At 66.0% G+C, this 26,306-nt stretch carries 28 protein-coding genes; 17 read left to right on the top strand and 11 right to left on the bottom strand.

Going from position 1 to position 26,306, the window contains the following annotated elements:
• Positions 1 to 197 precede the first annotated feature (197 nt).
• On the bottom strand, positions 198 to 608 hold the full coding sequence (locus J2W14_RS20025; RefSeq protein ID WP_307465801.1) for a hypothetical protein: 411 nt from the start codon (positions 606 to 608) through the stop codon (positions 198 to 200).
• Positions 581 to 1,144: an IS1096 element passenger TnpR family protein gene (locus J2W14_RS20020; RefSeq protein WP_307465799.1), complete on the bottom strand. Its 564-nt coding sequence runs from the start codon at positions 1,142 to 1,144 to the stop codon at positions 581 to 583. The genes J2W14_RS20025 and J2W14_RS20020 overlap by 28 nt, the downstream gene beginning before the upstream one ends.
• Before the next feature lie 213 nt (positions 1,145 to 1,357).
• On the opposite strand from J2W14_RS20020, the gene J2W14_RS20015 reads away from it, so the two are divergent.
• The 3 genes from J2W14_RS20015 (at position 1,358) to J2W14_RS20005 (ending at position 2,962) form a co-directional block, all read left to right on the top strand.
• Positions 1,358 to 1,795: a hypothetical protein gene (locus J2W14_RS20015; RefSeq protein ID WP_307465798.1), complete on the top strand. Its 438-nt coding sequence runs from the start codon at positions 1,358 to 1,360 to the stop codon at positions 1,793 to 1,795.
• 84 nt (positions 1,796 to 1,879) lie between these two features.
• On the top strand, positions 1,880 to 2,062 hold the full coding sequence (locus J2W14_RS20010) for a PspC domain-containing protein (protein WP_307465796.1): 183 nt from the start codon (positions 1,880 to 1,882) through the stop codon (positions 2,060 to 2,062).
• 120 nt (positions 2,063 to 2,182) lie between these two features.
• On the top strand, positions 2,183 to 2,962 hold the full coding sequence (locus J2W14_RS20005) for an alpha/beta fold hydrolase (protein ID WP_307465794.1): 780 nt from the start codon (positions 2,183 to 2,185) through the stop codon (positions 2,960 to 2,962).
• 123 nt (positions 2,963 to 3,085) lie between these two features.
• Here J2W14_RS20005 and J2W14_RS20000 read toward each other — a convergent pair whose 3' ends face one another.
• Positions 3,086 to 3,280, bottom strand: coding sequence for a hypothetical protein (locus tag J2W14_RS20000; RefSeq protein ID WP_307465792.1), 195 nt, complete (start codon positions 3,278 to 3,280; stop codon positions 3,086 to 3,088).
• A 174-nt stretch (positions 3,281 to 3,454) separates the two neighbouring features.
• On the opposite strand from J2W14_RS20000, the gene J2W14_RS19995 reads away from it, so the two are divergent.
• Both J2W14_RS19995 and J2W14_RS19990 read left to right on the top strand, forming a co-directional pair.
• Entirely contained in the window at positions 3,455 to 5,263 is a 1,809-nt protein-coding gene (locus tag J2W14_RS19995; protein ID WP_307465790.1) for an SARP family transcriptional regulator, read from the top strand.
• Between the two features lie 145 nt (positions 5,264 to 5,408).
• On the top strand, positions 5,409 to 5,768 hold the full coding sequence (locus tag J2W14_RS19990; RefSeq protein WP_307465788.1) for a hypothetical protein: 360 nt from the start codon (positions 5,409 to 5,411) through the stop codon (positions 5,766 to 5,768).
• A gap of 112 nt (positions 5,769 to 5,880) precedes the next feature.
• Here the strand turns inward: J2W14_RS19990 and J2W14_RS19985 are convergent, their stop codons facing one another.
• Complete coding sequence (locus J2W14_RS19985; RefSeq protein ID WP_024365339.1) at positions 5,881 to 6,084, bottom strand: cold-shock protein; 204 nt, start codon at positions 6,082 to 6,084, stop codon at positions 5,881 to 5,883.
• A gap of 258 nt (positions 6,085 to 6,342) precedes the next feature.
• Here J2W14_RS19985 and J2W14_RS19980 point away from each other — a divergent pair, with 258 nt between their 5' ends.
• The 3 genes from J2W14_RS19980 to J2W14_RS19970 all read left to right on the top strand — a co-directional run bounded on the left by J2W14_RS19980 (position 6,343) and on the right by J2W14_RS19970 (position 10,384).
• On the top strand, positions 6,343 to 6,777 hold the full coding sequence (locus J2W14_RS19980) for a helix-turn-helix transcriptional regulator (protein WP_307465787.1): 435 nt from the start codon (positions 6,343 to 6,345) through the stop codon (positions 6,775 to 6,777).
• A 12-nt stretch (positions 6,778 to 6,789) separates the two neighbouring features.
• Positions 6,790 to 7,194: a VOC family protein gene (locus J2W14_RS19975; RefSeq protein ID WP_307465786.1), complete on the top strand. Its 405-nt coding sequence runs from the start codon at positions 6,790 to 6,792 to the stop codon at positions 7,192 to 7,194.
• Positions 7,195 to 7,576: 382 nt separating this feature from the next.
• Positions 7,577 to 10,384 carry a phytase gene (locus J2W14_RS19970; protein ID WP_307465806.1) on the top strand — a complete coding sequence of 936 codons (2,808 nt, stop codon included), beginning with the start codon at positions 7,577 to 7,579 and terminating at the stop codon, positions 10,382 to 10,384.
• A gap of 348 nt (positions 10,385 to 10,732) precedes the next feature.
• Here the strand turns inward: J2W14_RS19970 and J2W14_RS19965 are convergent, their stop codons facing one another.
• Both J2W14_RS19965 and J2W14_RS19960 read right to left on the bottom strand, forming a co-directional pair.
• Positions 10,733 to 11,992, bottom strand: a complete 1,260-nt coding sequence (locus J2W14_RS19965) for a S8 family serine peptidase (protein ID WP_307465785.1) — start codon at positions 11,990 to 11,992, stop codon at positions 10,733 to 10,735.
• A 125-nt stretch (positions 11,993 to 12,117) separates the two neighbouring features.
• Complete coding sequence (locus J2W14_RS19960; protein WP_307465782.1) at positions 12,118 to 13,332, bottom strand: acyltransferase family protein; 1,215 nt, start codon at positions 13,330 to 13,332, stop codon at positions 12,118 to 12,120.
• 197 nt (positions 13,333 to 13,529) lie between these two features.
• On the opposite strand from J2W14_RS19960, the gene J2W14_RS19955 reads away from it, so the two are divergent.
• A complete protein-coding gene (locus J2W14_RS19955) occupies positions 13,530 to 13,925 on the top strand; it encodes a TfoX/Sxy family protein (RefSeq protein WP_307465779.1) in 396 nt (131 codons plus the stop codon).
• A gap of 74 nt (positions 13,926 to 13,999) precedes the next feature.
• On the opposite strand, the gene J2W14_RS19950 is transcribed toward J2W14_RS19955, so the two are convergent.
• Entirely contained in the window at positions 14,000 to 16,009 is a 2,010-nt protein-coding gene (locus J2W14_RS19950) for a vWA domain-containing protein (RefSeq protein ID WP_307465777.1), read from the bottom strand.
• Between the two features lie 171 nt (positions 16,010 to 16,180).
• Here J2W14_RS19950 and J2W14_RS19945 point away from each other — a divergent pair, with 171 nt between their 5' ends.
• The 6 genes from J2W14_RS19945 to J2W14_RS19920 all read left to right on the top strand — a co-directional run bounded on the left by J2W14_RS19945 (position 16,181) and on the right by J2W14_RS19920 (position 20,441).
• The gene (locus J2W14_RS19945; protein WP_307465775.1) at positions 16,181 to 16,444 is read left to right on the top strand and encodes a type II toxin-antitoxin system Phd/YefM family antitoxin; all 264 of its coding nucleotides are present in this window, start codon (positions 16,181 to 16,183) and stop codon (positions 16,442 to 16,444) included.
• An 8-nt stretch (positions 16,445 to 16,452) separates the two neighbouring features.
• Positions 16,453 to 16,839 carry a PIN domain-containing protein gene (locus J2W14_RS19940; protein WP_307465774.1) on the top strand — a complete coding sequence of 129 codons (387 nt, stop codon included), beginning with the start codon at positions 16,453 to 16,455 and terminating at the stop codon, positions 16,837 to 16,839.
• 77 nt (positions 16,840 to 16,916) lie between these two features.
• Positions 16,917 to 17,855, top strand: coding sequence for a threonine/serine dehydratase (locus tag J2W14_RS19935; RefSeq protein WP_307465772.1), 939 nt, complete (start codon positions 16,917 to 16,919; stop codon positions 17,853 to 17,855).
• A gap of 112 nt (positions 17,856 to 17,967) precedes the next feature.
• A complete protein-coding gene (locus J2W14_RS19930; protein ID WP_307465771.1) occupies positions 17,968 to 18,891 on the top strand; it encodes an alpha/beta fold hydrolase in 924 nt (307 codons plus the stop codon).
• Between the two features lie 194 nt (positions 18,892 to 19,085).
• Positions 19,086 to 19,589: an HNH endonuclease gene (locus J2W14_RS19925; RefSeq protein ID WP_307465769.1), complete on the top strand. Its 504-nt coding sequence runs from the start codon at positions 19,086 to 19,088 to the stop codon at positions 19,587 to 19,589.
• A 54-nt stretch (positions 19,590 to 19,643) separates the two neighbouring features.
• Positions 19,644 to 20,441 (top strand): haloacid dehalogenase type II, encoded by a 798-nt coding sequence (locus tag J2W14_RS19920; RefSeq protein WP_307465767.1) that lies wholly within the window; start codon positions 19,644 to 19,646, stop codon positions 20,439 to 20,441.
• Here J2W14_RS19920 and J2W14_RS19915 read toward each other — a convergent pair.
• Positions 20,372 to 21,067: a haloacid dehalogenase type II gene (locus J2W14_RS19915; protein ID WP_307465765.1), complete on the bottom strand. Its 696-nt coding sequence runs from the start codon at positions 21,065 to 21,067 to the stop codon at positions 20,372 to 20,374. The genes J2W14_RS19920 and J2W14_RS19915 overlap by 70 nt on opposite strands.
• 227 nt (positions 21,068 to 21,294) lie before the next feature.
• Here J2W14_RS19915 and J2W14_RS19910 point away from each other — a divergent pair, with 227 nt between their 5' ends.
• Positions 21,295 to 21,672 carry a TfoX/Sxy family protein gene (locus tag J2W14_RS19910; RefSeq protein WP_307465764.1) on the top strand — a complete coding sequence of 126 codons (378 nt, stop codon included), beginning with the start codon at positions 21,295 to 21,297 and terminating at the stop codon, positions 21,670 to 21,672.
• A 204-nt stretch (positions 21,673 to 21,876) separates the two neighbouring features.
• Here the strand turns inward: J2W14_RS19910 and J2W14_RS19905 are convergent, their stop codons facing one another.
• Positions 21,877 to 22,740, bottom strand: a complete 864-nt coding sequence (locus tag J2W14_RS19905) for an SDR family oxidoreductase (RefSeq protein WP_307465762.1) — start codon at positions 22,738 to 22,740, stop codon at positions 21,877 to 21,879.
• 97 nt (positions 22,741 to 22,837) lie between these two features.
• On the opposite strand from J2W14_RS19905, the gene J2W14_RS19900 reads away from it, so the two are divergent.
• Positions 22,838 to 23,233: a winged helix-turn-helix transcriptional regulator gene (locus J2W14_RS19900; RefSeq protein WP_307465761.1), complete on the top strand. Its 396-nt coding sequence runs from the start codon at positions 22,838 to 22,840 to the stop codon at positions 23,231 to 23,233.
• Positions 23,234 to 23,504: 271 nt separating this feature from the next.
• Here the strand turns inward: J2W14_RS19900 and J2W14_RS19895 are convergent, their stop codons facing one another.
• Together J2W14_RS19895 and J2W14_RS19890 are read right to left on the bottom strand one after the other, a co-directional pair.
• Entirely contained in the window at positions 23,505 to 23,933 is a 429-nt protein-coding gene (locus J2W14_RS19895; RefSeq protein WP_307465759.1) for a GlcG/HbpS family heme-binding protein, read from the bottom strand.
• Positions 23,930 to 26,110, bottom strand: a complete 2,181-nt coding sequence (locus J2W14_RS19890) for a malate synthase G (protein ID WP_307465757.1) — start codon at positions 26,108 to 26,110, stop codon at positions 23,930 to 23,932. Before J2W14_RS19890 ends, J2W14_RS19895 begins: the two co-directional genes overlap by 4 nt.
• Positions 26,111 to 26,306: the final 196 nt, after the last annotated feature.

Genomic DNA, 26,306 nt, shown 5'->3' with positions numbered 1-26,306 from the left:
CCACCCTCAAACAGCACGCAAAACCACGAACCATTTTCAGGATGTTTGTCAGGGGGTCGGTCGCAATCTCTCCGCATCAGCGGCGGCGACTCGAACTACTTTACACACCCCACCGACCACACACAAATCCACCCCCACACCACCCCCCACACCCCAAAAACCCCGCCACCACACGGAACCCAGGCACCCGCCCGGCCTCACGCGGCCCCTTTCAGCGAACGCGGGCTGCTGTGTACTGGCTCACACCAGCGGGCTCCGGCCAACTTGTATTGGCCTGGTGGCCGGACCTGGTGACGAACCCGGTGGCGGTGCCACTCCGCATACAGGCGGGTGGTGAGCTTGACAGCGTCGTGCTTGGGACGGGCGATCTCCTCCACCATGTAGTCCCGGAGGTCCCCGGGCCGTTGCAGGCCCTGCGGCGTCAGGACGAGTTTGCCGCCGGAGCGTCTGAGCAGTTTCCAGTCCATGAGGTGCTGTCGGAGCACCAGAACCGGCCGAGCGTTGATCTCGCGGTTGCCCTTGCCCATGATCGGGTCGCTCCAGCCCAGTTCGTCCGTGGCGCGCTGGACCATGGCCGGCTTCAGGTAGCCGTCCTTGGTAAGGTCCATCCCGTCCGGGGACGCCTGCTCCAGCAGCCAGCGGACGGGCCGCAGCACGCCGTCGCGCTCTTCGTCGGTGAGGGGCTGGGCCACCGGCGGAGGCTGAGCAGGCGCAGTTTGCGGTTCGCGGCATCAAGGTCGAAGGCGGCGGCGTCGAAGTAGAACGCGAACTCGCCGGTCATGGCGTGCAGATAGCGGCTCGCGTCGTTGTGTTCCGCGTGGCCCTGGTCCTGCAGGATCTGCACGAACCGGCGGTAGCCATGCGGTCCGCCGGAATCCTCGACCGGGCCGCGGCCGGCGCCGTCCAGGCAGGTCATTTCTCCGGCCGCCAGTCGCGTCGGGCCGAGCAGCTGCACGTCGTGCGTCCACGCGTCACCGAGGTCGTACTCGTACTCGAATGCCGCAGAACCCGGCTTGGACGCGTCCAGCAGCTCGGAGAGGACGACGGCGGAGGCCTGTTCGGCGTCGAGGTCTTCTGCTTCCCCGTCCGGGCCCACGATCACCCGCGGCAGGCCGTGGCGGTCCACGCAAGGGACGGACTCCATGCTGGCTATCCTGCCAGAGCCCCGCCGCCCGGACCTGGCGTGGCGGGGTTACCGCATCCACGCGCCCGGCAGATACCAGGCGTGGGGCGCCGAGTACGGCTCGCCGGGCAGGTTCCCGGCGCACCAGGGCTTGGTGGACGAAGCTGCTTGCCCCTGGCGGCTTCCGGTGTTTCGCTCTGGAGCCTGCCAGCCCGGCCCGGCTAGGGTCGGGACATGACTTTGAGTTTGGACGGCGCGCCGGATATCCGTGAGCAGGCCTGCTCCTGCTGCGGGGCAACCTTTATCGTCACGGATCACTTCATCCTGATGGACGGCCATACCCACGCCATCGCAAAGACAGCACTTCACGACCATAACGGCGACCATGAGGCGTGGATCGACGTCATTTTCGGCCAGTTCGGGGACGACTCTGCGGAAGGGCGCGTTACTTTTGGCTGCAGAGTTGGTCCCATTGCGGGAGCCACGGAACCGGCTGCGACTGTCGTGGATGCGGCCCGGCCATATCCGGACTCCCCAGTGTGGGGCCACAAATTCTCGCGCGAGGAAGCGCTCCAGCAGGATTCCCTCGCTCAGTTCTGGGACGTCGTGGACTGGCTGCTGAGTACTGACCCCACCGTTCACCGTCACGTATATCGGACGGGACTGCGCTGACTGCAGCTGCAGTGAACTCCTCCTGGGCACCTGCTTGCCTGCTTGCCTGTTCTCCTGACGCGCCCACACTGCTACGTTGGCTGGATGGAACGATCTTTGGTTAGGCCCAGGAATGGCAAGATCATCGCCGGCGTGTGCGCAGGCCTCGCCGACCGCTTCGGCATCTCCCGGACGCTGGTCCGCATCGGCTTCGTGTTCTTCGGGCTGTTCGGGGTCGGGGAACTCGTGTATATCGTGCTGTGGGTCATCATGCCCAAGGGCCAGTAACCGCCAGGTTCGACGACGGCGGCCCGGTTCGACGACGGCGGCCGGGCTCGACGGCGGCCGCTGGCCGGGTGCGGGCACGCTCCCCCTTAAGTCCCGCCCGGCCGGGCGTATCGTTTTGCCATGGGACCGATTCGGGTCATGCTGCTTCCGGGTGCCGTTCTTCCCGCGCAGCCGGCGTTCGGCGCGCTCATCGAAGCCCTGGGACCGGACGTGCAGGCCGTCGCCACGGACCTGGAACTCTACGCGGGCGACGAGCCGCCGCCGGGCTGGAGCCTGGACACGGAGATTGACGGCGTGCTGCGCGACGCCGACGCCCGGGGCTGGGTGACCTTCCATCTCGCCGGGTATTCCGGCGGCGGCTCGGCCGCACTGGCGTTTGCCGCCAAACACCCGCAGCGCCTGCTGAGCCTGGCCCTGCTGGAGCCGGCCTGGGCCGGAAGCTGGGGCTGGAGCCCCGCGCACGCCGAACTGTGGAAGGCCTTCGGCCGGCTGGAAGGCCGGCCGCCGGAGCAGTTCATGCCGGAGTTCGTACGGCTGCAGGTACGGCCCGACGTCGACCTGCCGCCGCCGGCGCCGGGTGATCCGCCGCCGTGGATGGCCAGGCGCCCGGCCGGCATCTCGGCGTTCCTGCATACGTTCCGGAGCTACGACCTGGACCGCGGCCGGCTGGCAGCGTTCGGTAAGCCGGTGCTGTTTGTCCTGGGCGGCCGGAGCAACCCGGACCAGTTCGCTGACATGGCCGGGCGCCTGTCCACTGTCTTTACCGACTTCCGGCTCGAGGTGTTCGAAGACCGGCACCACTTCGATCCCCCGCACCGGGTGGAGCCCGAACGGCTGGGTGCGCTATTGCGGGAGCACTGGGACCGCGCCGAAGGCGGGCACCATGTCACAGCCACCTGACCGTCACCCCAAAACTCCCTCGGGAGGCGCCGGGCACAGCGAGGGGCGGTGGGCTGAGGGCCCACCGCCCGTGAAGTTCGCCGCACCGGCGAGTAAATGAGTCGACATCAGCAGGGTCAGCGCCTACTGGGCGCGGGACCCAGGCAGGTACCAGGCCAGGGCCGACGTGAAAGGCTCGCTGGGCAGGCTCCCGGCGCTCCAGGACTCCGTGGACCGCACCACGGGGGTGTGTCCGTGACCGTCCTTGAGCATGGCGCGGACCGTGGCGGTGCCGGCGAAAATCACGAGTCCGAAAAGCAGGACTACAAGCAGTTCCATTTTGGGTTCCTCGGGTGGAGTGCGGTTTGGATGACTCCAGTGTCGGCAGCCGCCGTGTGAGCAACCGTGTGAAGCCCCCCGGGCTGAATTCCCGTGACTGAATTCCCCGCGGCTGAATCGACGCGCATGAATTCCCCGGGACTCCGGAGGGCCCCGCGGCGTAAAATTACTCCTATGGCCGAGACATGGATCCGCCTCCTCGGTCCGCCAAAGATCGAGTCCCCAGGCACCACTCCCCCACAGCCCAAGGGCCGCAAAGCCTGGGCTGTGCTGGCCTACCTTGCCCTGCAGCCGGACGGCGTCAGCCGTTCCCGGACCGCCACCCTGCTGTTCCCGGACGCCGCGGATCCGCTGGGTGCCCTTCGCTGGAACCTCTCCGAGCTGCGCCGGACCCTGGACGGAGTCGCCATCACCGGCGACCCGCTGCGGCTGACCCTCCTGCAGTCCTGGCGCTGCGACGCCCTGGAGCTGGTCGGCTCGGCCCCCGGCGACGGGATGGACCCGCGGCGGTTCGACGGGCAGCTGCTGGAGGGACTCTCCTTCGCGGACAGCCCGGTGTTTGACTCCTGGCTGGCGGAGCAGCGGTACCGGCTGGAGAACTGCATCCAGTCGCTGCTGTACGAGGCGTCGCTGGCCGCCCTCGCCGCGGGCACGCCCGCGGAGGCGGTCGAGCTGGCCTCGCTGGCGCTGCGCCGGGACCCCTTCCACGCGGACTGCACCGCCGTCCTGGTCAAAGCGCTCGTCGCCCTGGGCGAGCACCGGCGGGCCCGGGACGAGGTCACCAAATGCGCGGAGCTCTACCACCGGGAGCTGGGCCTGCCGCTGCCGGCGGAGGTCCGCCGTGCCCTGTCCGACTCGGCGCCCGCCGCCGACCCCGAGCTGCACGCCACCGCGGCCACCGTCCGGTCCTATCTCGACGCCGGCAGCGCCTCCCTGTCGGCTGGGGCCGTGGACCGGGGCCTCGACCAGCTGCGGCTCGCCGTCGTCCTGGCCCAGCGCACCACTGACCGCCACCTGGTGGCCGAGTCGCTGGTGACGCTGGCCGGGGCGCTGATCCACCAGGCCGGCGGCCGCGGCGCCGAGGTCGCCGATTTCCTGCACCGTGCGCTGTCGGCGGAAGCGCCCGACGGCGTCTCCCGCACTGCCGCTGCCGCCTTCCGCGAGCTGGGCTACCTGTCCGTGCAGCGCGGTGTCCCGGACCGGGCGGCCGGCTGGCTGGAGCGGGCGATGCAGGCGGCGCGGGGCATCCCCGACGAACAGGCCAGGATCCTCGCGATCCAGGGCATGCTGGCCTCGGACACCGCACACTACGGGGATGCGGTGGCTGCTTTCGCCGAGTCCCGGAGACTGGCCCGGACGGTCCGGAACCGCCGGCAGCAGGCGTTCAGCGAGGCGCTGCTGGGGCGCGTGCATCTGCTGCGCGGGGACCTGGAGCTCGCGGCCGCCGCCCTGGACCGGGCGCTCGACGGGGTGGCGGCGGAGCACTGGACGGCGTTCGAGCCGTTCGTTGACGGGGTCCGCGGCGAAACCTACCTTGCCGCCGGCCGGCTGGACGCCGCGGCGGACCTGATCGACCGGTCCTGGGTGATGGCCGAGCTGGCCGGCGACCACTGCTATATGGCGTTGGCCGCCGGCGCCGAGGCCCGGCTGTTCCTGGCGCACGGCGACCTCGCCGCCGCCGAGCACTGGATCGACCGGGGCCTGGAGCCGAAGCCCTGGTACCTCTGGTACACGGCCCGGCTGCTGGATGTCGCGGCGGAAGTCACCATCGCCACGGGCTCGCCGCGGGCCTCACAGTTTGTGGAACGGCTGGCCGCGCTGGCCAGTAAGAGCGGCATGCGGGAGTTCGTGGTCCGGGCGCAGTCGCACCGGGCGGCGCTCGGCGACGAGGCCGCCGCCCAGGCCGTGCCCTGGCTGGCGAAGGAGATCGACAACCCCGCGCTGACCGCGTTCCTGGCCCGGCGGCACACCGTCTCCCTCTGAGCTTTCCGCAGGTGGTGAGCGGTCCGCAGCCGAGCGGGTCCGCCGCCGATTCCGGAAGCCCTGTCCCGCCGTCGTCCGCGGGACTAACATTCAGTTGCCGATGGGATTGCCGTCGCGCTCCCTGCTGTGTGGAAGGAACGTTGTCATGCAAAGCATCACGTGGTTCACGCCGATCCTGCCCGGGAAACTGGAGGAGTGGCAGGCGATGGAGGAGGAGATTAAGGGCCCGCGCCGGGCAGAGCTGGTCCGGTCCTATAAGCGGGCGGGCGTGGCCCGGGAGGTCGCGAGCCTGATGCACACGCCGCAGGGGGATTTCGTCGTCCTGTTCCATGAGGCCGAAGACCTCGCGAAAGCGTTCCGGACGATCGCGACGTCGCAAGACCCCTTCGACGTCTGGTTCCGGGAGCATCTGGCGAGCGTGCACGGGATGACGGCGGAAATGCTGCAGGGCCCGCCCCCGGCCGAGGTGTTTTTCGAATACACCGACGCCAGCGGTGTGGCCTAGCGCCAGCTGAAGCAGCACACGAGGGTTAAACAAAAGCAGGGCCCGTCAAAGACGGACCCTGCTCGAAACCTGTAAGGTTCCGGACTCAGAAGAGTTAGCTGAAAGCTAAGTCTTAGAGAGCCTGGATGTTTACGGCCTGGGGACCCTTGGGGCCCTGCTCGGTTTCGAAGGAGACCTTCTGGTTCTCTTCGAGGGAGCGGAAGCCGGAAGAGGCGATCGCGGAGTAGTGCGCGAAGACGTCCTGTGAGGAGTCATCGGGGGAAATGAAGCCGAAGCCCTTTTCAGCGTTAAACCATTTGACGGTACCAGTAGCCATTATTTTTTGTCCTTCGTGAAGGTGGAGGAAAAGTCCCGACTTTCGGGTCCTCCTGTGTGGGGTGCTCAAAACCGCTGCTTCAGAAGAACAAGGTCTTGCAACCTTGCGTACTGCCTGAACTACGAACTGCATAAACACAACAACAGGATCAACACTACAGGAGAAATCCGAAGCGGATTACCACCGGGGTGGGCACGGCGCCTCCGGCGCCGCTTTCGGGTCCCTCCGCCGGGACCTCTGCGGACCTAGAATGGCGGCATGACACCGCAGGAGTTGGCCAACCTGGTGCACCTGCGCCGGGCCCGGGACCTGATCGACCGCAACTACGCAAGGCCCCTTGATGTGCCCACCATGGCCGCCGGTGCCCTGATGTCCCCGGCGCACTTCTCCCGTCAGTTCAAGGCGGCTTACGGCGAGACGCCCTACAACTACCTGATGACCCGCCGGATCGAACGCGCCATGGCGCTGCTGCGGGCGGGGGCCAGCGTGACCGATGCCTGCATGGAGGTCGGCTGTACCTCGTTGGGATCGTTCAGCTCGCGGTTCACCGAGATCGTCGGCATGACGCCAAGCGAGTACCGGTCCCGGGAGCACTCCGCGGTGCAGGCCATGCCGCCGTGCATTGCCCGGCTGCGCACGCGGCCCGCCCGCAAACCGAGCAGGATTGAAGAAGCGCCCCCGCGAACGCAGTAATAGCGTGAGGACATGAACATTTCACTGCAGTACTCACAGATCACCGTCAACGACCTCGACGAGTCGCTCGCCTTCTACCGGGACGTGCTCGGCCTGGAGGTCCGCAACGACGTCGGCTCCGACGGGCAGCGCTGGGTCACGCTCGGCAGCAAGGCCCAGCCCGACCTTGAGCTGGTGCTGTCCGAACCGCACGCCGGCCGCTCCCAGGACGACGGCGACGCCCTTCAGCAACTGCTCGTCAAGGGCGCCCTCCCCATCCTCGTCTTCCGCACCGACGATCTCGACGCCACGTTCGAGGCGGTTCGGGCCTCAGGTGCGGAGGTCCTCCAGGAACCCATCACCCAACCCTGGGGCCCGCGTGACTGCGCGTTCCGCGACCCGTCCGGCAACATGGTCCGCTTCAACCAGGCCGCTTAGCCCCGGGCACGCCTGGCCGCTTGCCGTCCCGGCGCGGCCCGCTAACTCCAGGGATGCGCGGGGACGGGTCTGCAACTCGATACCTGATGGCCCGGTGCATCGTGAGCGACTAAAGCGCCATTAGATGGTCAACCGCCGGCTCAGGTGCAAGCCAAAAAGACCAGCCCAAAAAGACAGGTACAGACTACTGGTGACCGTAGGTTCGCCTGGTCGATAAGCTCCGGATTAAGCCGATATATCGGCCAACCGTGATAGGGGTGTCGGCCGGCACCCTCGGCCGCCGCCGCCCCGATTACCGTCCGTCAATGACGGCAGGTCATCTTCCGCAAGGGTGTGCGAACGCGAGACAACAGACTTCGCTCTCCACGTGCAGGAGGACCTGATGCGGTTCCTAACAGGATTGTCCCGGCGACACCAGGGGCGGCACTCCGCCCGGAGCAAGAAATCCTTGCGCCACGCTCCCGCGCCGCTCCGGCTTCTGCTTGTCGCGGTTTTAGCTGCCGCCCTCGCAAGCCTCCACGTACTCACCGCCCCGGCAGCGCATGCCGCGGACGTCCTCGTGACTCCGTCGGCAGAGACAGCACCCGTTCCGAGCTCTAGTGACGCGGCAGACGACACCGCGATCTGGATACACCCCACGGATCCGTCGCAGAGCGTGGTGATCGGTACGGACAAATTAAGTACCGGAGGCGTGGGGGTCTACGACCTGTCGGGGCGCCAGTTACATTTCTACCTGCACGGCAGTATGAACAACGTCGATCTCCGGTACAACTTTCCGTTGGGCAGTGAGCGCGTCGCCCTCGTCGGCGTGACGGAGAGGAATGTGGGGTCGACCGGCGTTCGATTCTATAAGGTGAACGTCACGGATCGGTCCCTGACAGAGGTGGGGCGCATCACCACTCCAGGTAGGCCTCGCGGCTTCGGAATGTATCACTCCCCAGTCTCTGGGAAGTACTACGCCTTTGTGCATGACTTCAACACGAATGTGATATCCCAGTTCGAGCTGGACGGCTCCAATGGATCGGTTCGAGGGACTGCCGTGCGTTCTTTCGACAACGGCGACAGCTCAGAAGGCATTTCGGCAGATGATGAGCTGCAACGTGTCTATGTGTCCGAGGAGAAAGTCGGCTTGTGGCGGTACGGAGCTGAGCCGGGGGACGGTTCAACCAGGACACTCGTGGATCGCACCGTGGCAACCGGTGGACGAATAGTGGAGAACGTCAAGAACTCCGCCATTTATTATGGTCGGCAGGGGACCGGGTATCTGATTGTGTCGAGCCAGGGTGGATCCAACTTCGTCATCTACAACCGCGGTGACAACGCCTTCGTCGGCTCGTTCAAGATCATCGATGGAGGCGGCGTCGACGGTGTGACTGGTCAGGACGGCATTGATGTCACCAATGTCCCACTCGGACCTTCCTATCCCGCTGGTCTTTTCACCAGCCAGGACCACAACAACACCAATGCGGGCAACGGTAACAGTGGCAACCAAAATCACAAGCTTGTCTCTTGGCAGCGAATTGCCGATGCTTTCAGCCCTCGCCTGCTTGTGGACACCACTTTTGACCCGCGTCAAATAGGAGCAGTGGGCGGAGGAGGAGACCCCGGACCGGATACCATACCGCCCAATACCTCGATGACAGGTGGTCTATCAGGGACCAGTAGCAGCACTTCGGCTGAGTTCACCTTCACTGCGACGGAGCCTGCGACGTTCGAGTGTGCCTTGGACGGGGGTGTCTTCGAGGTTTGCACGTCGCCGAAGACATACGCTGATCTCGCTGTTGGCTCGCACGCCTTCGCGGTGCGCGCGACCGACGCGGCTGGCAACTCCGACCCAACTCCTGCGGAGCAAACTTGGGTAATCGACATCTCAGCGCCTCAGACGGTGACGTTGGCGCCGACAGCGGACGCCTATGTTTCCAGCGCGGCGACGACGACGAACTACGGGACGGCGCCGAAGCTCGCAGTGGACAACAGCCCGGTGGAGAACGCCTACCTAAAGTTTGATTTGTCGGGACTCGCAGGAAGGACAATCGTAAGCGCGAAGCTCCAACTGCGGGCGACGACCAGCGGCTCAACGGGGACCCAGAACGTCAGGTTGGTTACGGAAGACACCTGGACTGAGAGCGGCCTCACGTACAGCACAAGACCGGCTTTGGGCAGCAGTGTGCTGGGCAGTGTCGGACCGGTCACGGCGAACACCGGTTATGAAATGCCACTGTCTGCGTCAGCTCTGCAGGGTGAGGTTGGCGGCATCCTGTCGCTTGGCATCAACGCCACCAGCAGCGACGGGGCCGACTTCGGCTCCAGAGAGACTACGACCCCACCAAGGCTGGTGCTCCAGTTAGGATCGGGCACGGGGACGCCACCAGAGAATACCGCCGTACCCATGGTGACCTCAGTGACGCCGACAGAAAATGCACCAGACGCAGCGGTCACCGGAAATGTCACGGCTACGTTTTCGGAGACCATGGACTCGACGACGGTCAACAGGACGACGTTCACGCTGGCCGAGGGAACTTCAACCACTCCTGTGGATGCGGTCGTCAACCTCAGCAACAACACCGCCACATTGGACCCCACTGCCAATCTCAATCCTGGTACGCAGTACACCGCGAGGGTCACCGGAGCCAAAGATTCCTCCGGCAACACAGTCATCGCTAAGACGTGGACTTTCACTACAGCCGCGGCTCCGACGCCCTCAGCGCCTCAGACGGTGACGTTGGCGCCGACAGCGGACGCCTATGTTTCCAGCGCGGCGACGACGACGAACTACGGGACGGCGCCGAAGCTCGCAGTGGACAACAGCCCGGTGGAGAACGCCTACCTAAAGTTTGATTTGTCGGGACTCGCAGGAAGGACAATCGTAAGCGCGAAGCTCCAACTGCGGGCGACGACCAGCGGCTCAACGGGGACCCAGAACGTCAGGTTGGTTACGGTAGACACCTGGACTGAGAGCGGCCTCACGTACAGCACAAGACCGGCTTTGGGCAGCAGTGTGCTGGGCAGTGTCGGACCGGTCACGGCGAACACCGGTTATGAAATGCCACTGTCTGCGTCAGCTCTGCAGGGTGAGGTTGGCGGCATCCTGTCGCTTGGCATCAACGCCACCAGCAGCGACGGGGCCGATTTCGGCTCCAGAGAGACTACGACCCCACCAAGGCTGGTGCTCCAACTGCAACAACCGTAGGTAGTCGCAGCTGGACCAGCTTCAGGCCTCGGCGTGCCGAACAGTGCTCCATCTACTCGTCACTCGGCCGGCACGATGTCTGCATATCGAAAGTTAGCACCACTTAGGAGAACAAAAGGCGGGGTCCAGTGGACCCCGCCTTTTGCTTGCCTGTCAGGATCCGTGTGGAATTCCACTCCAGTCACCAGATGAGCGGCCGTGCGCTTAAACCAGAACTGGGCTGACGGGTTGATTACCCCATCCGGCGTCGGACAGGTCCGGCGTCAACGTCCTGTTCCCGGGCAGGAACGCCGTGGTGGCCGGGACCGAACGAGCGGTAGATCCCGGCCACCAAGCCATGAGTCGTAACTACCGGACGGCGTTGTTGGCGTTCACGCGGCCATGGGCCCAGTTGGTGCCAGTCCCGGAAATTTTGTCGGCTGTTGTTTCGATGTTGGCACGGACAGACGTGTTCGTGGCGCCAGCGTGGGAGCTCCAGGCAAGCGCGGCAGTAGCAGCGACGATGGGTGAGGACATGGAGGTCCCGTTGCCGACGTCGTAACCAAAGGAGCGATTGTTCTGCGTCCCGAGGACGAACGTGTGGTTCGGGAATGTTGAGTAGATGTTGACTCCGGGTGCTGCGACGTCCACCCAGCTGGCTCCGTATGTGGAGAACGCTGCTTTGGCGTCGGTGTTGTCGGTGGCGGCGACGGCAATGACGTTGGGGTAGGCGCCCGGGTAGATCTTGGCCTGGTTGTTGCCGTTGCCTGCTGCGGCAACGAGCACCACGCCCTTGCTCCAGGCGTTGTTGACGGCAGTTTCGAGGGTGCGTGACGCCCGCACCCCGAGGCTCATATTGATAACCTTCGCCCCGTTATTCACGGCCCAGTTGATACCGTTCGCAAGGCTCGAGCTGGAGCCAACCCCGCTGTCATTGAGCACTTTGCCGTCCAGGATGGTGCACCCCGGACACACACCGGACACGCCAACAGAGTTGTTAGCGGTGGCGGCGACAATGCCGGCCACGTGCGTGCCGTGCCCGTAGTTGTCCTCACCGTTTTTCCCATTGGTGAAGTTGGCCCGTGCAACAACCTTGGGTGTGATGTCGGCGTTGTCGCTGGCGACCCCTGAATCGAGAACGGCGACTTTGATGCCGCTACCGGTCGTGACGTTCCACGCCTCGACGGCGTCGACATCAGCGTCTGCTGTGCCCCCGGCTACAGCTAGCGTGCCGGCAGTGTTAGTGAATTGTTGTCCGATGTTTTGCAGGGCGTACTGGCGAGGGAAATACTCGTCAGACGAAGCCGCAGTGACGGCCTCGTCCGGCTCCGCGTACTCAACCGCCGGGTTCCGGCTCAAGCCCTCAAGGACCTGGGCCTCCCTGCCGGCCGGTACCTTCACGAGCTGGGCGCCAGTGCTGCCGATACCGGGACCCTCCGTGAGACCTTGCTGGCGGAGTACACCGGCTGCCGAGCCATTGTCGCGGAATTTGACCATGATGGCCCCCGCGACGGGTGATGACTGGGTTGCCGCGCTGCCCGAGGCCACTGCGTTGACTGGGGCCGCCAAGGTGATTGTGCCGCAGCCGATGACTACTGCCGCGAAGCTAGCTATAACGGTTCTTTTCATGCGGAGTATCTTGCTTCAATCTGCACTGGCTAGATAGGGCCTGTCGGCACATTACGTGCAGGCTTCTCCAATGGTTTTGCCCTGGCTCCATCGGTCCGCACTATTTCAGGTGCCTGCGTAGCTCGCTACCCGCGGCGTCCGGACCCCGCCCCAGCCAGGGCCCGGATGGGCGGGCTGTCCAGCGTGGCCGGGGCGGCCTGGGTGCCGGGAAGGTCCTTGGCGTCGCTGCGGCTCCGGTGCCCGACGGCGCGCCCCACCGCCATCGAAAGCCGCTGGGCGGGCTGCTCCACGTAACGGTAAAACAGCTCGGCAATCACGAACGAAGCGGCCACGGAGACGGCGAGCGCCAGCGGCAGCGAGACGGATCGCAGCAGGGTGACGCCGGCCAGAATCACCGGAAGGTGCACCAGGTAGAGGCTGAAGGACACCCGTCCCAGCCATTGCGCGGCGGCCGTGTCACCGAGCCGCTTGGCCGAGCGGCAGGACACGAACAGCAGGACGATCAGCGTCGCGCCCACCGTGACAACGGCCTCGACGCCGGGGATCGGCTGCTCGGGGCTGATCCATTCCGCGTTGGCCAGGAAGATGCCCGCGGCGGCCACGAAGAACCAGACGAAGCGGGGCCAGGGCCGGGTCAGCTCCCGGATCCGCTCGCGTTCAGCGCCGAGGACAGCCCCGACGGCGAAGATCGGGAGATAGGACAGCGCCTCCACATCCAGCAGCGCCCCCGCCGCGGCCAGCACGAGGGCAAGGCCGATTTTCACGTGCCAGAAGCGTCGCCAGCGCAGCGCGACAAGGACGTAGACCGGGAGCAAGAGGGAGAACAGGACCTCCCATTTGAGGGACCACAGCGGGGTGTTGATGGTGCTCGCGTTCAACAGGAGCAGCCCGTCCTTGAGGACCTGGCCCACGCTGGGATCGGTCACGTACATGTCCGCCCACGGGCTCTGAAGCGGCGACGCCGACCGGGGAATGGCGGCCATCAGCACCACAGCCACCGCCAGGGACGCCCAGGCCGGTAGGTAGAGGCGGAAGAAACGCTTGGCGTAGTACTGGGCCCACTTCGCGGTTGCGCCCGGCCGGGTGAACGGCAGGACCAGCACGAAGCCGGAGAGCACAAAGAAGACGTGGACAGCCGGGGTGCCGTTCCAGAGGACGTGTAGTGGCGAGAAGACGGCCCACGCCTCCGCGGTGTTGAGTTCCGCGGACCGGTTGCCACTGACAGCACTCCCGATTCCCGGGAGGGTGGACAGGGCGTGGCAGGCGACAACCACCAGGGCGGCAAGCCCCCTGAGGCCATCCAGCTGCGTGACTCGTGTTTGACCAGAGTTAGAGCGCATTGACCCCATGTTACCAGTTCGTTACATTAGGCCCGGGTTCCGGGCTGCTCTGCAGCCGGCTGCTGGGAGGAATCGACGGGCCTTCAGAGAACACCCTGCTTGGACCTTGGACCTTGGACCTCGGACCGGGCGCGCGGACCGCAATAGTCTCAGCGAAGCCCCTCATAAACCCACACTCAATGCGCATGGAGTAGACGATGCAGATGCCCAAGCCGTCGGATGCCGACAAGGAACGATTCCGCACCGTCATGCCGGCGGACCCCGAAGTTGTGGTCAAGCCGATGTTCGGCAATCTCGGCGCCTTTATCAAGGGCAACATGTTCGCGGGGCTTTTCGGCCCGACCATCGGCGTTCGGCTTTCCGACGCCGACCGGGCCGAGCTGGAGGCGTCTGAGCGGACCGTTCTGTTTGGACCAGAGGAGCGGCCGATGGGCGGTTACGTCGGGCTGCCGGAAATCTGGAACGCCGAAGGCGACGGCGACGTGGCGCGGGCGAAAGCCTGGGTAGCCAGGGCGTACTCCTATGTGGCGACGCTGCCGCCGAAGGAGCCCAAGCATCCCAAGGCTTCCAGAGCGCGTCCGGCGACGGACTAGGCGCTGGACCGCCGGGCCCCGGCGGCGCGGGCTTCGGTGACGCGCCAACAGTCTCCTGCCCGGCTCCGAACCAGCTAGCCCACTGGCCGCTGGGATGACCTGCGGCGCAGTAACACGAACACCACGGCCGCCGCTGCCAGCAGTCCGGCGATGCCGAGTCCCCACCACAGCGGGCTGGCGGCGTCCGACGTCGATGCCTCCTGGGGTGCGTCCGCGGCGGCTGCTGAGGGCTGTTCGGAGGGCCCGGAGGACGGTTCGGACGAGGGCTTCGCGGCAGGTGCGGCTGCTATAAGCAACGGCCCGTCCTCGGCGTCGCCGCTGACGTCGATGGCCAGGTCGAACGCCAGTTCGCTGCCGATGTCAGCGGTGGAATTGTCCTTGAGCGACGCGGCGAGGTAGTAGCCGCCGGGGTAGGCGATCAGCTCGATGCCGTCGTCTCTGGAATTGCGGTTGTTGTAGCGGACCGGGACCGCCATGCTGGCTCCCAGGCTGTCGCCGGTTCCCATGAAGCTGTAACCCAGCGAGTTGCCCAAGATGTAGTTCTCACTCCCGGGGGCGAGTTCGGTCTCCTGGCGCAGCGGGCTGAAGAGGGCAAGGTCCAGGCTTTTGCCCAGCGACCCGGGGGCGGCGCCGTCGGCTGTCACGGTGGCCTTGAAGCTGAGCCGCTGGCCGTAGCCCACCGGGATCTTGTAGAACTTTGTTTCCGCGCCGAGGAGCGAATCGGAGAAGAGTCCCGGCGTGAGCTCGGCGGCGGTGTTGTAGCTGGCTCCTCCGGTCACCGGGGAGGCGGTGCCGCCGGGAGCCGGGACCACCGGGGGGGGCAGCGCTGCCGCGTACGCGTCGGGCAGGCCCTTGGTGTCGGCGGCGGGCTCGGTGGCGAACAGCAGCTCCACGGGCAGTTCCTTGGTCCAGGCCCAGCTGCCGGAGCGTTCCACCTTCAGGAAGGCCTCCCCCGTGGCGTCGGCCCCGAAGCACTCGTCCCCCGCGTCCTCGCCCAGGGCCGAGGTGCTGATCGCCGCCGTCGGCGGGTACAGGAAGGACTGGTTGGAGTTGACGTGCTCGGTGTCATGGATGAAGCACCGCTCGTCCTGCGCGTTCACGACGGTGACGGCGAGGTAGGCCGTACCCGAGGTGTCCGTCTCCCCGGCCCGCGGGACCAGCAGCGTTGCGGCGGCGTGGGCCCGTTCCCCCGGGGCCAGCTGGATCTTGTAGTAGCGGGTGGATCCGGCCTCGGCCGTGCTGTTCTTCTTCGACCCCTTGTCCAGAACGTCCAGGTACTGCCCGGCGGACAGGAGCGGGGCGTCCGCCGGGGACGTGCCGCCGGTGATCGGGGTGCCCTGCGCCTCGTAGACGCCGATGGCCCGCGTGGTCCGGATGGTGAGTTCCTCCGTGAGCGCGGCCGCGTCCCGGGCGTCGGTGTAGGTGCCCCCGGTTGCCTTGGAGATGCATTCGAGTTCCGCCCGGGCGGAGGCGTCCACCTTGAAGCCGATGGAGTGGATGCTCAGCTCGGTGCCGGCGGCGGCGAGTTCCTTGGCAACGTCGCACGCGGCGGGAGGGGCGCAGGTATCGATGCCGTCGGAGACCAGGATGATGGACCGCGCGCCCTTCACGTCACCGAGCGCCTCGCTGGCCGCCCGGAGGGATGCCCCCACCGGCGTGTAGCCGGTGGCCTTGATGCCGTCGACGGCGGCGGTGAGCGCCGCCTTGTCCACCGCGCCCACCGGCGCCAGGGTCCGGATGTCGGCGCACCCGGCAGCCTTGGAGGACGGCGCGGAGTCGGTGCCTGTGCCGTAGACCATCAGCCCCATCCGGGCGGAATCCGGGACCGCGCCGATGAGGTTTTTCACCGCGGACTTGGCGGCGTCGATCCGCAGGCCCGGGGCGTCGTCCTGCATCATGGAGCCGGAGGCGTCGAGGACCACCATGACGGGCACGGACTCTTCGGCGGCGGCGGACGGCGGCGCCGGCAGCAGGATCGCGGCGGGCACCAGCGCGGCGATGAGCAGCAGGGCTGCTCCCGCGGCGGCAGCGCGGGTGAAAGCGCTGCGGGTGAAAAGAGACTTGCGGGGCGGTCGGCCGGACATGAGGCCCTTTCACAGCGGTGGGAAGTAAGAGTGAACTCCAACCTACCGGGAATATGGGTCTGAACTGGGACGATGGTTCCATCGGGTGCGCTGCTAGCTCGCCGGGTGGCGCCGGGACACCGTCCCTATGCACCCCCGCTTGTGCTTGCTACGATTGCTACGGAGGCAGCCATGACAACCATTCCGCACCGCGAACTGCGCAACCAGAGCAGCAAAATTCTTGAGCGCGTGAGGAACGGCGAGACCATCGATGTTACGAACAACGGCGAGATAGCCGCCACGCTGATCCCTCCAGCCTCCTCCCCCTTCGAGCGGCTGCTGCTGGCGGGGCAGGTCCGGCCGGCTGCCGGCGTCGTGGACTTTACGGCACTGCCGCGTTTCCGCCAGACCGAGGCCACGGCGGAAATCCTGGCCGACCTCCGTGGGGACCGTTGATCATCTACGTGGACACGTCGGCTGTCCTGAAACTGGTGGTGGAGGAGAAGGAAACATCCGCCGCCGCCGGTTACCTCTCGGCAGCGGCGGCGGGCGGCGACAAACTGGTGGCGTCCATGCTGCTCTACACGGAGCTGCATAGCGCGGCGCACCGGTGCGGATTCCCCGGCGGGCTGGTCAATTCCGTGCTCGGTGGGATCAATTTGGTGGACTTGGTGCGCTCGGACCTGATGTATGCGGCTGCATTGCCCGGCGGTCTGCGGAGCGCGGATGCCATCCATCTCGCGGCCGCCATCCGGCTGCAGTCCGACGTGCTGGTTGCCTACGACGCCGATCTGCTGGCCGCCGCGGTGGACGCCGGCCTCAATGTCGGGTCCCCGGGTAGCCCGGGTTGATCGTCATTAGCGCCGGACCCTGAAAGGTTGCGTAATCCGGAGCTGCTAAAGTCTTCGATCACTCAGAAGGAGAATCCGTGATCAACCGGTCCGATGTACTCGAGGCGGAAAGCCGCATCACCAACTACGTGCGACACACACCCTTATTCCACGCAGGCACTGCTGCCGCTCCGCTCTGGATCAAATGCGAGTTCATGCAGCACACCGGTGTTTTCAAAGCCCGCGGAGCCTTCAACCGCCTCCTCGCCGCCCGGGAGCGCGGCGACCTGGACCCCGCCGTCGGCGTGGTGGCTGCGTCCGGCGGCAATGCCGGCCTGGCCAACGCCTATGCCGCCGCGGCTCTCGGAGTTCCGGCGACAGTGTTCGTGCCGGAGACCGCCCCGCGGGTGAAGGTCGAGCGTCTCCTCGGGTACGGGGCAACCGTCCGTCAGGTCGGCGCAGAGTACGCGGAGGCGTTCGCAGCCGCAATGCAGTACGTGGAGGCAAGCGGCGCCCTGTTCTGCCATGCCTACGACCAGCTGGAAATCGCCGCCGGCGCAGGCACCGTCGCCGAAGAAATCCTCCGCGATGAGCCCGGCATTGACACAATCATCGTCGCCGTCGGCGGCGGCGGACTCTACGCCGGCATTGCCGCAGCTTCCGAAGGCCGGGCCCGCGTCGTCGCGGTTGAGCCCTTCAATATCCCCACCCTGAATGCGGCCCTTGCCGCCGGGCACCCGGTGGACGTGCCCGTTTCCGGAGTCGCGGCAGATTCCTTGGGGGCCCGACGCGTGGGCCAGATCGCTTTCGAGATGGCATCGCGAGTTCCGCCGACGTCGGTGCTCGTAGACGACACCGCCATCGTCGCCGCCCGCTCACAGCTGTGGAGCGAATACCGCATTCCCGCCGAATACGGCGCCGCAGCAGCTTTTGCAGCCCTCACCTCCGGCGCCTACGTCCCCCGCGAAGGGGAACGTGTGGCAGTGATCGTCTGCGGGGCGAACACCGACGCCTCCACGCTGGATAACCGCTCCTAAGCAGTCATCACTCAGGAGCCCCGCGATGACCAGGGGCCCCGGGAACGGGTGTGGCTTCGTCAGGAAGCCAGGCGCCGGGCCGCCTCACCAGCCATGGGAGTACTGTTCCACCATGACGACATCTGGGCGGGAATCCGGTACCCCACAACCCCACGTCCGGGTGACGGCGAACCGTGTCAGGGCGGAAGGCGATGACCTGTACTTCGAAGTCCGGGGCCACGGGCCGGCGGTGTTGTTGATCCCTGGAGCCGGCGGGGACGCGGACTTGTATGCCGCCGTCGCGGACCTCCTCTCGGATGAGTTCAAGGTCATCACCTACGACCGCCGGGCGAACGCCCGCAGCACGTCCAACAGTCCGCAGAATTTCGAGATCAGCCAGCAAAGCCGGGATGCGGTCGCAGTCATCCGTGCCGCCGGCGAGCAGGCGGCCTTCATCGTCGGGAGCAGCAGCGGGGCTGTCATTGCCCTTGATGCGGCGAGGACCCAAGCCCATGCCGTGCGCGCCGCCATCGCCCACGAGCCGCCGTGTGCGAGGGTAGCCCCGAACGCTGCCAAGTGGCAGCGTTTCTTCGCCAACGTCTACAGAACGGCCTACTATCTCGGCCCTTCGCTGGCAGGCCTGCGTTTCATCTTCGGCATCCAGGTTCCCGTGAGGAAGCTTGTCAAAGGACATGCCCAGGCCGTGGAGTATGCCCGCGGCCAGCAAGAGTCCCGGCAACACGAGCCTCGCCTCAGCTCGCGTGACGCGAGCAATGTCCTGATGAAGCTCGAACTCCTACCGGTGACGAACTATCTCCCGGATGTCCAGCTGATACGGCGCAACGGGGTGACGATCATTATGGCCGTGGGCCAGTGGACCCAGGACCGGAAGTCCTGGCTGGGTGAGGTGTCACGCATCCTGGCGGAGCGGCTGGGCTGTGCACTGGTGACCTTCCCCGGCCATCATGGCTCGTACACCGATATGCCCCACGAATGGGCGGCAACCCTTCGCAGGGTTTTGCGCCAAGCCGGCGGAACAGAGCAACCCGCCAGCTGACGGGATGACAGCCTGCTCAGACCCATCCGCGCGCTTGGATCGCCGCGGTGCGACGGTACGATCTCCCTAGCTGCAGCGCAGCAGGGATTCGACCGGGCTGAAGATCGACGGGGGACGACTGAATGGTGGCACTGAAACGCATTTACTGGAGCCGTCAGGCTCTGCGCGCGGCTTATTCGGCGGTGGTTTTGTGGTTGGGCGCGTCCGTTGTCCTGGCGCTCATACCGAAGGCGAACCCGGCGGGCAGCCGCGGCGCAGCCACCGCCGCTGAAGTTCTTCGCGGCATGTTCGACGGCGTTCTGGCTGCGGTCGCACTCCCCGGACTGTTCGTGGTGGTTCTGACGATTGTTGCCGCCGTCATTCGCGCCAGAGACGTGAAACGCCGGGACCGGGTCCGGCGTTTCAGCCGCCAGCAGCGCCGGGAGGGCATGGCCCGCGCCGGCGGCCAGTGCGAGATGGAGTCCGGACTCCGGCGGCGGTGCCCGCTCCCGGCTGAGCACGGTGACCATTTCTACCCGTGGTCCAAGGGCGGATCCACCAGTCTGGAGAACTTTGTCGCGGCCTGCGCCAGGTGCAACCGGACCAAGGGCGCGAGGGTTCCCTCGCCCGGTCAGCAGGCAAGGATGGAACGACGACGGCGGGAGTACGTTGCGCCGGCCGGTTCCGTCAGTGTCGGCGCGCGGCAGCCGCTGTGCTGAGCGGGCCTTACTGCCAGACTAAGGGTCAGGGAAGTTCGGGGAAGGAAACAGGATTTGAGGTTCCAGCCATACCGTTCACCGTCAACCGGGTGCGAGGTTCGCGCCGTCCTCTTCGACACCTTCGGCACGGTGGTGGACTGGCGCACCGGCGTCGCCCGGCAGGCGGCCGCCTTCGCCGCGACACAGGGGCAGGATCTCGACGCCGAGGCGTTCGCCGATGACTGGCGCGCCCTCAACCAGCCGGCAATGGAGGCCATCCGCTCCGGATCCCGCGAATTCGCCACCCTGGACACACTCCACCGCGAAAACCTCGACCAGGTGCTCCGCCGCCACGGCTTCGATCCGGACCGGCTGGACGCAAGGACCCTGGAAGAGTTGAACAGCTCCTGGCATCGTCTGCCCCCATGGCCGGATAGCTTGGAAGGCCTGGCCGCCATCCGCCGTAGCTACATCGTGGGCCCCCTCTCCAACGGCAACACCTCGCTGCTGGTGGACATGGCCAAAAACGCCGGCCTTCCGTGGGACGTGATCATCGGCTCGGACATGACGCGCACCTACAAGCCGATGCCCACGGCCTACCTTCGGACCGCGGAGTTCCTGGACCTCAGGCCCGGTGCTGTGATGCTCGCGGCCGCCCACAACAACGACCTGCGTGCTGCCCGGGAGGCCGGTCTGGCGACGGCGTTCATCGCCCGTCCCACCGAATACGGCCCGGGCCAGGTTGCGGATCTGACGGCGGAGAGCGATTGGGACCTCTCGGCGTCCAGCATCACCGAACTGGCTCAGGAGCTCGGGGCCGAAGCTGCTGCCCCCAGCGCTTCCGGGAGTTCCGCCAAGGACGCGACGGTGTAGTCGGGCGCGACGAAATAGTCCGGGTAGTGCGCCCCGGTCCGGTTGATCCACGCCGTGCCCAGACCGGCCCTGGCTGCGCCGTGGATGTCCCAGGGATGGACGGCCACCAGCAGCATCTCTCCGGGTTCCACGCCGCAGGCCCCGGAGGCGAAGTGGTAAGCGGTCCCTGCCGGCTTCCACCCTGGGGCATCCTCCACAGAAAGCAACCGTTCGAACTGGTCCCGGATCCCGGCGGGCGTGAGCAGTTTCTCCGCGACCTGGGTGGAGCCGTTGGACAGCGTGACCAGCCGGTATCCAGTTGCTCGCAGGGCCCGTACGCCCTCAGGGACGTCGGGATGCAGGCCGAGTCCTGCCATTCCCGCCATCACATGCACCACTGCGTGGTCAAGGTCCATCCCTATGTCCGAGGCGGCAAGCAGCCCGCGCAGGACCTCCGCGCCGATCTCGGCAAAGGCGCCGTTGCCGCCGGCCGCGGTGAGCGCGAAGCCGTCCCGCAGCAGCGTGGCAAACCAAAGTTTCGCCAACTGGGCCGGGGCGCCGACCTCGGCGAACCGCTCGCCCATCGGCGACATGTCCGAAAGTGTTTCGTTGACGTCGAAAACGATGACTGACCGTGCGGTGTTCATGGGTTCCCCTTCGTCGTCACGATCTTGTGGTTTACGAGGTGGAGCACGAGGGCCGCGAGATATCCGTACTTTAGGTCTGCGCGGCTATTCCCAGCCCTTCCGTCATGGTCCAGTATGGCGCCCCCAGGTGGGCCACCGGTCCACGCTCAGGCCTCCTTCCACGATATAGAAGTCCGGGCATATCCTGCAGGAAGACCTGTCCTGGTTATTAGTTCCGGAGGAGACCCATGGAAATGCCGAAAGCGTCCGACGCCGACAAGGAACACTTCCGCTCTGTGCTGCCCGACCATCCGGAGGTGATCGTCAAGCCGATGTTCGGAAACCTCGGCGCGTTCGTGAACGGCAACATGTTCGCCGGCCTGTTCGGACCCACCATCGGGGTAAAGCTGGCCGACGCGGACAAGGAGATGCTCGAGAGCACTGAGCGGACCGTTCCGTTCGGGCCGGCTGAGCGTCCCATGGGCGGCTACACCGGGCTTCCGAAGATCTGGAATGCCGAGGGCGACGGCGATGAGGCGCGGGCCAAGGCGTGGGTGGAGAAGGCGTTTGAGCACGTGGCCGGGCTGCCGGCGAAGGAACCGAAGACGCGCGGAAAGAAGAGCTGACTCCGCGCCGCCCTGGCCGTTCTCCTGACCCGCGCTGCCCGGGGCCGGACGCACGCCTAAGCCCGGCAACGGACACTACATACCAGCCCCATACTGCGGCCCCGATATACTGCGGCCCCGATTCCAGCTCTCGCTGGAGTCGAGGCCGCAGTTGTACTCCACACCGGAAGGCGGGACAATCAGGGCCGCGCCACCGGCTACAGGTCAGGCGGAGGCAGTGGCGGAGCGGACCGCTTCGGCTAGGGACGTCGCAGGGCGTCCGATCAGTGTCCGCAGGTCTCCGGTGCTGACCAGGAGGTTACCCCGGGCAATCCCCAGGTCAGAGTCGGCCAGGATGTCCGCGAAGGCCTCCGGCACTCCAACGCCCGCCAGCATTCCGGCGTACTCCTGCGCGGGGAGGTCCTGGTAGGAGATTTCCCTGCCGGTCGCGGCGCTGATCTCCGCCGCGAGTTCAGCCATGGTGAACGGTTCGTCGCCGCCCAGCTCATAGATCTTGCCGCCCTGGTCCTCGGCAACCAGCACAGCAGCGGCAGCGTGGGCGTAGTCAGCTCGGGAAGCTGCGCTGACCCGGCCCTCCCCTGCGCTTCCGGCGATCCCGCCCTGCGCGAGCGTGCCGGGCAGCTGATCGGTGTAGTTCTCCAGGTACCAGCTATTGCGAAGCAGAACGAAAGGAACGCCCGCTTCCCGCAGGATGGTCTCGGTCTCCTGGTGCTCCACTGCCAGCTTCATCGTGGTGGTGTCCGCATTGGCGATGCTCGTGTAGGCGAGCAGTTCAACACCTTCTGCCTTCGCGGCCTCGATGACGGTTCGGTGCTGCTCCACCCGCTGCCCCACCTCGCTGCCGGAAATGAGGAGCACCTTCTGGGCCCCCTTCAGCGCCTCTGCCACGGAGGCGGGATCGGTGTAGTCCATGGCCTTGACCTGAACGCCGCGCGCCGCGAAGTCCGCGAGCTTTTCGATGGAGCGTCCCGTGGCCACGATGTCCTGCGCAGGAACGTTGCGCTCCAGCAGGGACTCGACTACATGGCGGCCCAGCTGGCCGGTTGCGCCGGTGATGACGATGCTCATGGTTTTCCTTTCGATTGTGGTCTGTCACCGATCACAACAAGGGGTTCTTCAAGTTACTTCCCGAAAGAGAGTACGCACTTTGAGGTAAGGTACTGGCATGGAAGTTAGTACCGCTGATCCTGCCCATGCCATGCGCCTCCCCGCCGCCCTTGCCGACGGCGTGTTCCCGGCCGGCTGCCCCAGCCGCACCCTCCTCGACCACATCACCAGTAAGTGGGGCGTGCTGATTCTGCTTGCGTTGTCCGAGGGCGGCCAGCGCTGGAGTGAACTGCGGCGGCGTGCCGAGGGTGTCAGCGAGAAGATGCTGGCCCAGACCCTGAAGACCCTTGAGCGCGACGGCTTGGTCAGCCGGAAAGCTCAGCCAGTCATTCCGCCGCGCGTGGACTACAGCCTCACGGAGCGCGGGTATGAGTTGAGCGCGCTGCTGGTTCCGCTGGTGGCCTGGGCGTTCGAGAACGCTGACGATATCATCAACGGGCAGCGCACCGACTAACTTAACAGGCATCAGCGGGCGCCTCAGCGAACCAGTACGCGGGATGGCATGGACGGTGAAGTACTGCCAGCCCTTCGGCGCGGCCCTGCGGGACAGTCGGTTTCACAGACACACGCCTGACCTTTGTCGCTTCTCTACCAACCGGCGGGCAGGCCGGTCCCCGCTTCACGCTCAACGTAAGCATGGACTCTGAGGATCTTCTTGGCCTCTACACCAAGCCGCCGGGCCCACGCACGTGAGCGTGGGCCCGGCGGGTCAAGTCACCGGGCGCTCAGTCCACCTGCGCCGTCAAACCGGACGCCTTGATCGCCGTCGCCGCCGCGATTTCGTCGTTGTCGGAGCTGTCCCCGCTGATGCCGATGGCACCCTTGATCATGCCGTCTTCATCGCGCACGAGGACGCCACCGGGCACCGGGATCAGGCGGCCTGCAAGAGCGGCGGTCGCAGCGGTGATGAAGTAGGCCTGCTGCTCCGCGCGCTCCATGAGGGCCCGCGAGCCCATCCCGAGGGCGAGGGCACCATAGGCCTTGCCGTGGGCAATTTCAAAGCGATTATTTGAAGCGCCGTCCTGGCGAGCAACGGCGGTGATGTGCCCTCCTGCGTCGAGCACGACGACGGTCAGCGGTTTGAATCCCTGTTGCTGACCCGTCGCGAGGGCCTCTGTGATGATGGTTTGGGCAGTTGCTAGGTCAATGCTCATGAGGTGCTCCTGGCAAGGTCGTCGGTGTGTTTCTGCGTGGCGCGGCGCCGGTGTAGAACGGGTTCGGTGTATCCGGAGGGCTGTGCGGCGCCGTCAAGTACGAGCTCGCGGGCGGCTAGGAACGCCTCGGTGTCGAACGTGGGGGACATCGGCAGATAGTTCGGATCTGAGGCGTTCTGCGCGTCGACGACCGTGGCCATGCGGCGTAGCGATTCTTCCACCTGCTCCGTGGTTACAATGCCGTGCCGGAGCCAATTGGAGACATGCTGCGAGCTGATACGGCAGGTGGCCCGGTCCTCCATGAGTGCCACGCTGTGAATGTCGGGAACCTTGGAGCATCCGATGCCGGCGTTTACCCAGCGCACGACGTAGCCCAGGGTGCTCTGGATATTGTTGTCCAGCTCGTTGCGTCGAGCATCGGCGTCCCAATCGGAGGGGTCCCCGACCGGGATGGTGAGCAGCTGCCGCAACGTGGACCGGCGTTCCCCGCCGAGCTCGGCCTGCCGGGCGTCCACGTCGACCTGGTGGTAGTGGATGGCGTGCAGGGTAGCGGCCGTCGGCGAGGGAACCCAGGCGCAGTTGGCGCCGGCGAGCGGGTGCGCGATCTTCTGGGCGAGCATGTCCGCGAGGTTGTCCGGTGCTGCCCACATGCCCTTGCCGATCTGGGCCCGGCCACGGAATCCACACTCCAGTCCGATGTCGACGTTGGCATCCTCGTAGGCGGTAATCCAGCTGGAGGCTCGCATGTCGGCCTTGCGCACCATGGGCGCGGCGAGCATGGAGGTGTGGATCTCGTCGCCCGTGCGGTCCAGGAATCCGGTGTTGATAAATACCACGCGATCGCGTGCCTCCCAGATGCACGCCTTGAGGTTGGCCGAGGTGCGCCGCTCCTCGTCCATGATTCCGATCTTGAGGGTGAGCGGGTCAAGGCGCAGTACGGACTCTGCGCCTGCGAGCAGGGCGCACGCCACGGCAACTTCGCGCGGGCCGTGCATCTTTGGCTTCACGATGTATACCGAGCCGGTCCGCGAGTTTTGCCGGGCGTTCGGCCCGCGCAAGTCGTGCACCGAGCCGAGGCCCGTGAACAGTGCGTCAAGGATCTCCTCCGGCACCGGATCACCGGCCGCATCGAGAACGGCATCGCTCGTCATAAGGTGGCCGACCTGGCGGATGAGCAGCAGCGAGCGGCCGGTCAGGGCCAGCTCGGAGCCGTCGGGTGCGGTGTAGACACGTTCAGGGTTTAACCGACGGGTATAAGTCCCCCCGCCCTTGGCGACCTCGGCGGTCAGCGTGCCCTGCATCAGCTGAAGCCAGTTGCGGTAGCCGACCACCTTGTCCTCAGCATCGACGGCCGCCACCGAGTCCTCGAGATCCATGATTGTCGTGACCGCAGACTCCAGCACGATGTCCTTGACGCCGGCCGGGTCGCCCGAGCCGATGAGATGGGTAAAGTCGATCTGGATCTCCACGTGCAGACCGTGATGGACGAGCAGCACGGCCTCAGGCTCCTCCGAGGCCCCCCGATAGCCGCGGAACTGGTCGCGCCTGGCCAGCGCTGTGGTGCCGGTCGGGGTCTCGGCAAGGAGGACGCCGCCTTCGACACGGTAGGCGGTAACATCCGCGTGCGAGCCGGCCGCCAATGGCGCGTGCTCGTCCAGGAACTGTCGCCCGCGGGCGACGACGGCGGCGCCCCGGACGGGGTTGTAGGCGCCCGTTCGAACACGCCCCTCTGCTTCGTCGATGACGTCGGCGCCGTACAAGGCATCGTACAGCGAGCCCCAACGGGCGTTGGCGGCGTTGACCGCAAAGCGTGCATTCAGCAGCGGCACCACCAGCTGGGGTCCGGAAACTGTGGCGATTTCGGGGTCAACCCGATCGGTCGTGATAGTGAAATCCGCGGGCTCATTGGCCAAGTAACCGATCGAACGCAGGAACTCCTCATAGACCTCAGGCTGAGCCGGGCCGTGCGAGCTGTGGAACTCGTCGAGCTGCTGCTGCAGCCGGTCACGAGTGCCCAGCAGCTCGCGGACGTGCGGCGAGAACTCCTTGATTAGCGAAGCGGCGCCGCTCCAAAATGCAGCCTCCCCGAGACCCGTGCCTGGCAACGCCTCGTCCCGGACGAAGGCGTAGAGCTCATCGGCGATGTTGAGGCCGTTCATTTCTGTTCGATTCGACATGTTTTTTCAACCATTCTTAGCTTCCGTAAGGCGGAAATAACTTTTCAATATGTAGAACCTAGCCAGCGCAGCGATGCCTGTCAACGGCGAAAGTTTATTTGCGAAAGACCATTGACTAATGGTCAGACCGATACGTAGTCTCTATCCGTAACGCAGAAAATGTTTTCCGCATGATGGAACATGCTCCTCGGTTTGA

Origin of the sequence: Pseudarthrobacter oxydans (assembly GCF_030812335.1) — a bacterium.
Classification (GTDB): domain Bacteria; phylum Actinomycetota; class Actinomycetes; order Actinomycetales; family Micrococcaceae; genus Arthrobacter; species Arthrobacter oxydans_B.
The sequence above is the reverse complement of the archived record's forward strand: the minus strand, read 5'-3'. Positions and strand labels throughout refer to the sequence as shown.

Coding starts and splice junctions, on each gene's coding strand:
- J2W14_RS20025 (WP_307465801.1), bottom strand. CDS start 608: ATGGACCTTACCAAGGACGGCTACCTGAAGCCGGCCATGGTCCAGCGC.
- J2W14_RS20020 (WP_307465799.1), bottom strand. CDS start 1,144: ATGGAGTCCGTCCCTTGCGTGGACCGCCACGGCCTGCCGCGGGTGATC.
- J2W14_RS20015 (WP_307465798.1), top strand. CDS start 1,358: ATGACTTTGAGTTTGGACGGCGCGCCGGATATCCGTGAGCAGGCCTGC.
- J2W14_RS20010 (WP_307465796.1), top strand. CDS start 1,880: ATGGAACGATCTTTGGTTAGGCCCAGGAATGGCAAGATCATCGCCGGC.
- J2W14_RS20005 (WP_307465794.1), top strand. CDS start 2,183: ATGGGACCGATTCGGGTCATGCTGCTTCCGGGTGCCGTTCTTCCCGCG.
- J2W14_RS20000 (WP_307465792.1), bottom strand. CDS start 3,280: ATGGAACTGCTTGTAGTCCTGCTTTTCGGACTCGTGATTTTCGCCGGC.
- J2W14_RS19995 (WP_307465790.1), top strand. CDS start 3,455: ATGGCCGAGACATGGATCCGCCTCCTCGGTCCGCCAAAGATCGAGTCC.
- J2W14_RS19990 (WP_307465788.1), top strand. CDS start 5,409: ATGCAAAGCATCACGTGGTTCACGCCGATCCTGCCCGGGAAACTGGAG.
- J2W14_RS19985 (WP_024365339.1), bottom strand. CDS start 6,084: ATGGCTACTGGTACCGTCAAATGGTTTAACGCTGAAAAGGGCTTCGGC.
- J2W14_RS19980 (WP_307465787.1), top strand. CDS start 6,343: ATGACACCGCAGGAGTTGGCCAACCTGGTGCACCTGCGCCGGGCCCGG.
- J2W14_RS19975 (WP_307465786.1), top strand. CDS start 6,790: ATGAACATTTCACTGCAGTACTCACAGATCACCGTCAACGACCTCGAC.
- J2W14_RS19970 (WP_307465806.1), top strand. CDS start 7,577: ATGCGGTTCCTAACAGGATTGTCCCGGCGACACCAGGGGCGGCACTCC.
- J2W14_RS19965 (WP_307465785.1), bottom strand. CDS start 11,992: ATGAAAAGAACCGTTATAGCTAGCTTCGCGGCAGTAGTCATCGGCTGC.
- J2W14_RS19960 (WP_307465782.1), bottom strand. CDS start 13,332: ATGCGCTCTAACTCTGGTCAAACACGAGTCACGCAGCTGGATGGCCTC.
- J2W14_RS19955 (WP_307465779.1), top strand. CDS start 13,530: ATGCAGATGCCCAAGCCGTCGGATGCCGACAAGGAACGATTCCGCACC.
- J2W14_RS19950 (WP_307465777.1), bottom strand. CDS start 16,009: ATGTCCGGCCGACCGCCCCGCAAGTCTCTTTTCACCCGCAGCGCTTTC.
- J2W14_RS19945 (WP_307465775.1), top strand. CDS start 16,181: ATGACAACCATTCCGCACCGCGAACTGCGCAACCAGAGCAGCAAAATT.
- J2W14_RS19930 (WP_307465771.1), top strand. CDS start 17,968: ATGACGACATCTGGGCGGGAATCCGGTACCCCACAACCCCACGTCCGG.
- J2W14_RS19915 (WP_307465765.1), bottom strand. CDS start 21,067: ATGAACACCGCACGGTCAGTCATCGTTTTCGACGTCAACGAAACACTT.
- J2W14_RS19910 (WP_307465764.1), top strand. CDS start 21,295: ATGGAAATGCCGAAAGCGTCCGACGCCGACAAGGAACACTTCCGCTCT.
- J2W14_RS19905 (WP_307465762.1), bottom strand. CDS start 22,740: ATGAGCATCGTCATCACCGGCGCAACCGGCCAGCTGGGCCGCCATGTA.
- J2W14_RS19900 (WP_307465761.1), top strand. CDS start 22,838: ATGGAAGTTAGTACCGCTGATCCTGCCCATGCCATGCGCCTCCCCGCC.
- J2W14_RS19895 (WP_307465759.1), bottom strand. CDS start 23,933: ATGAGCATTGACCTAGCAACTGCCCAAACCATCATCACAGAGGCCCTC.
- J2W14_RS19890 (WP_307465757.1), bottom strand. CDS start 26,110: ATGTCGAATCGAACAGAAATGAACGGCCTCAACATCGCCGATGAGCTC.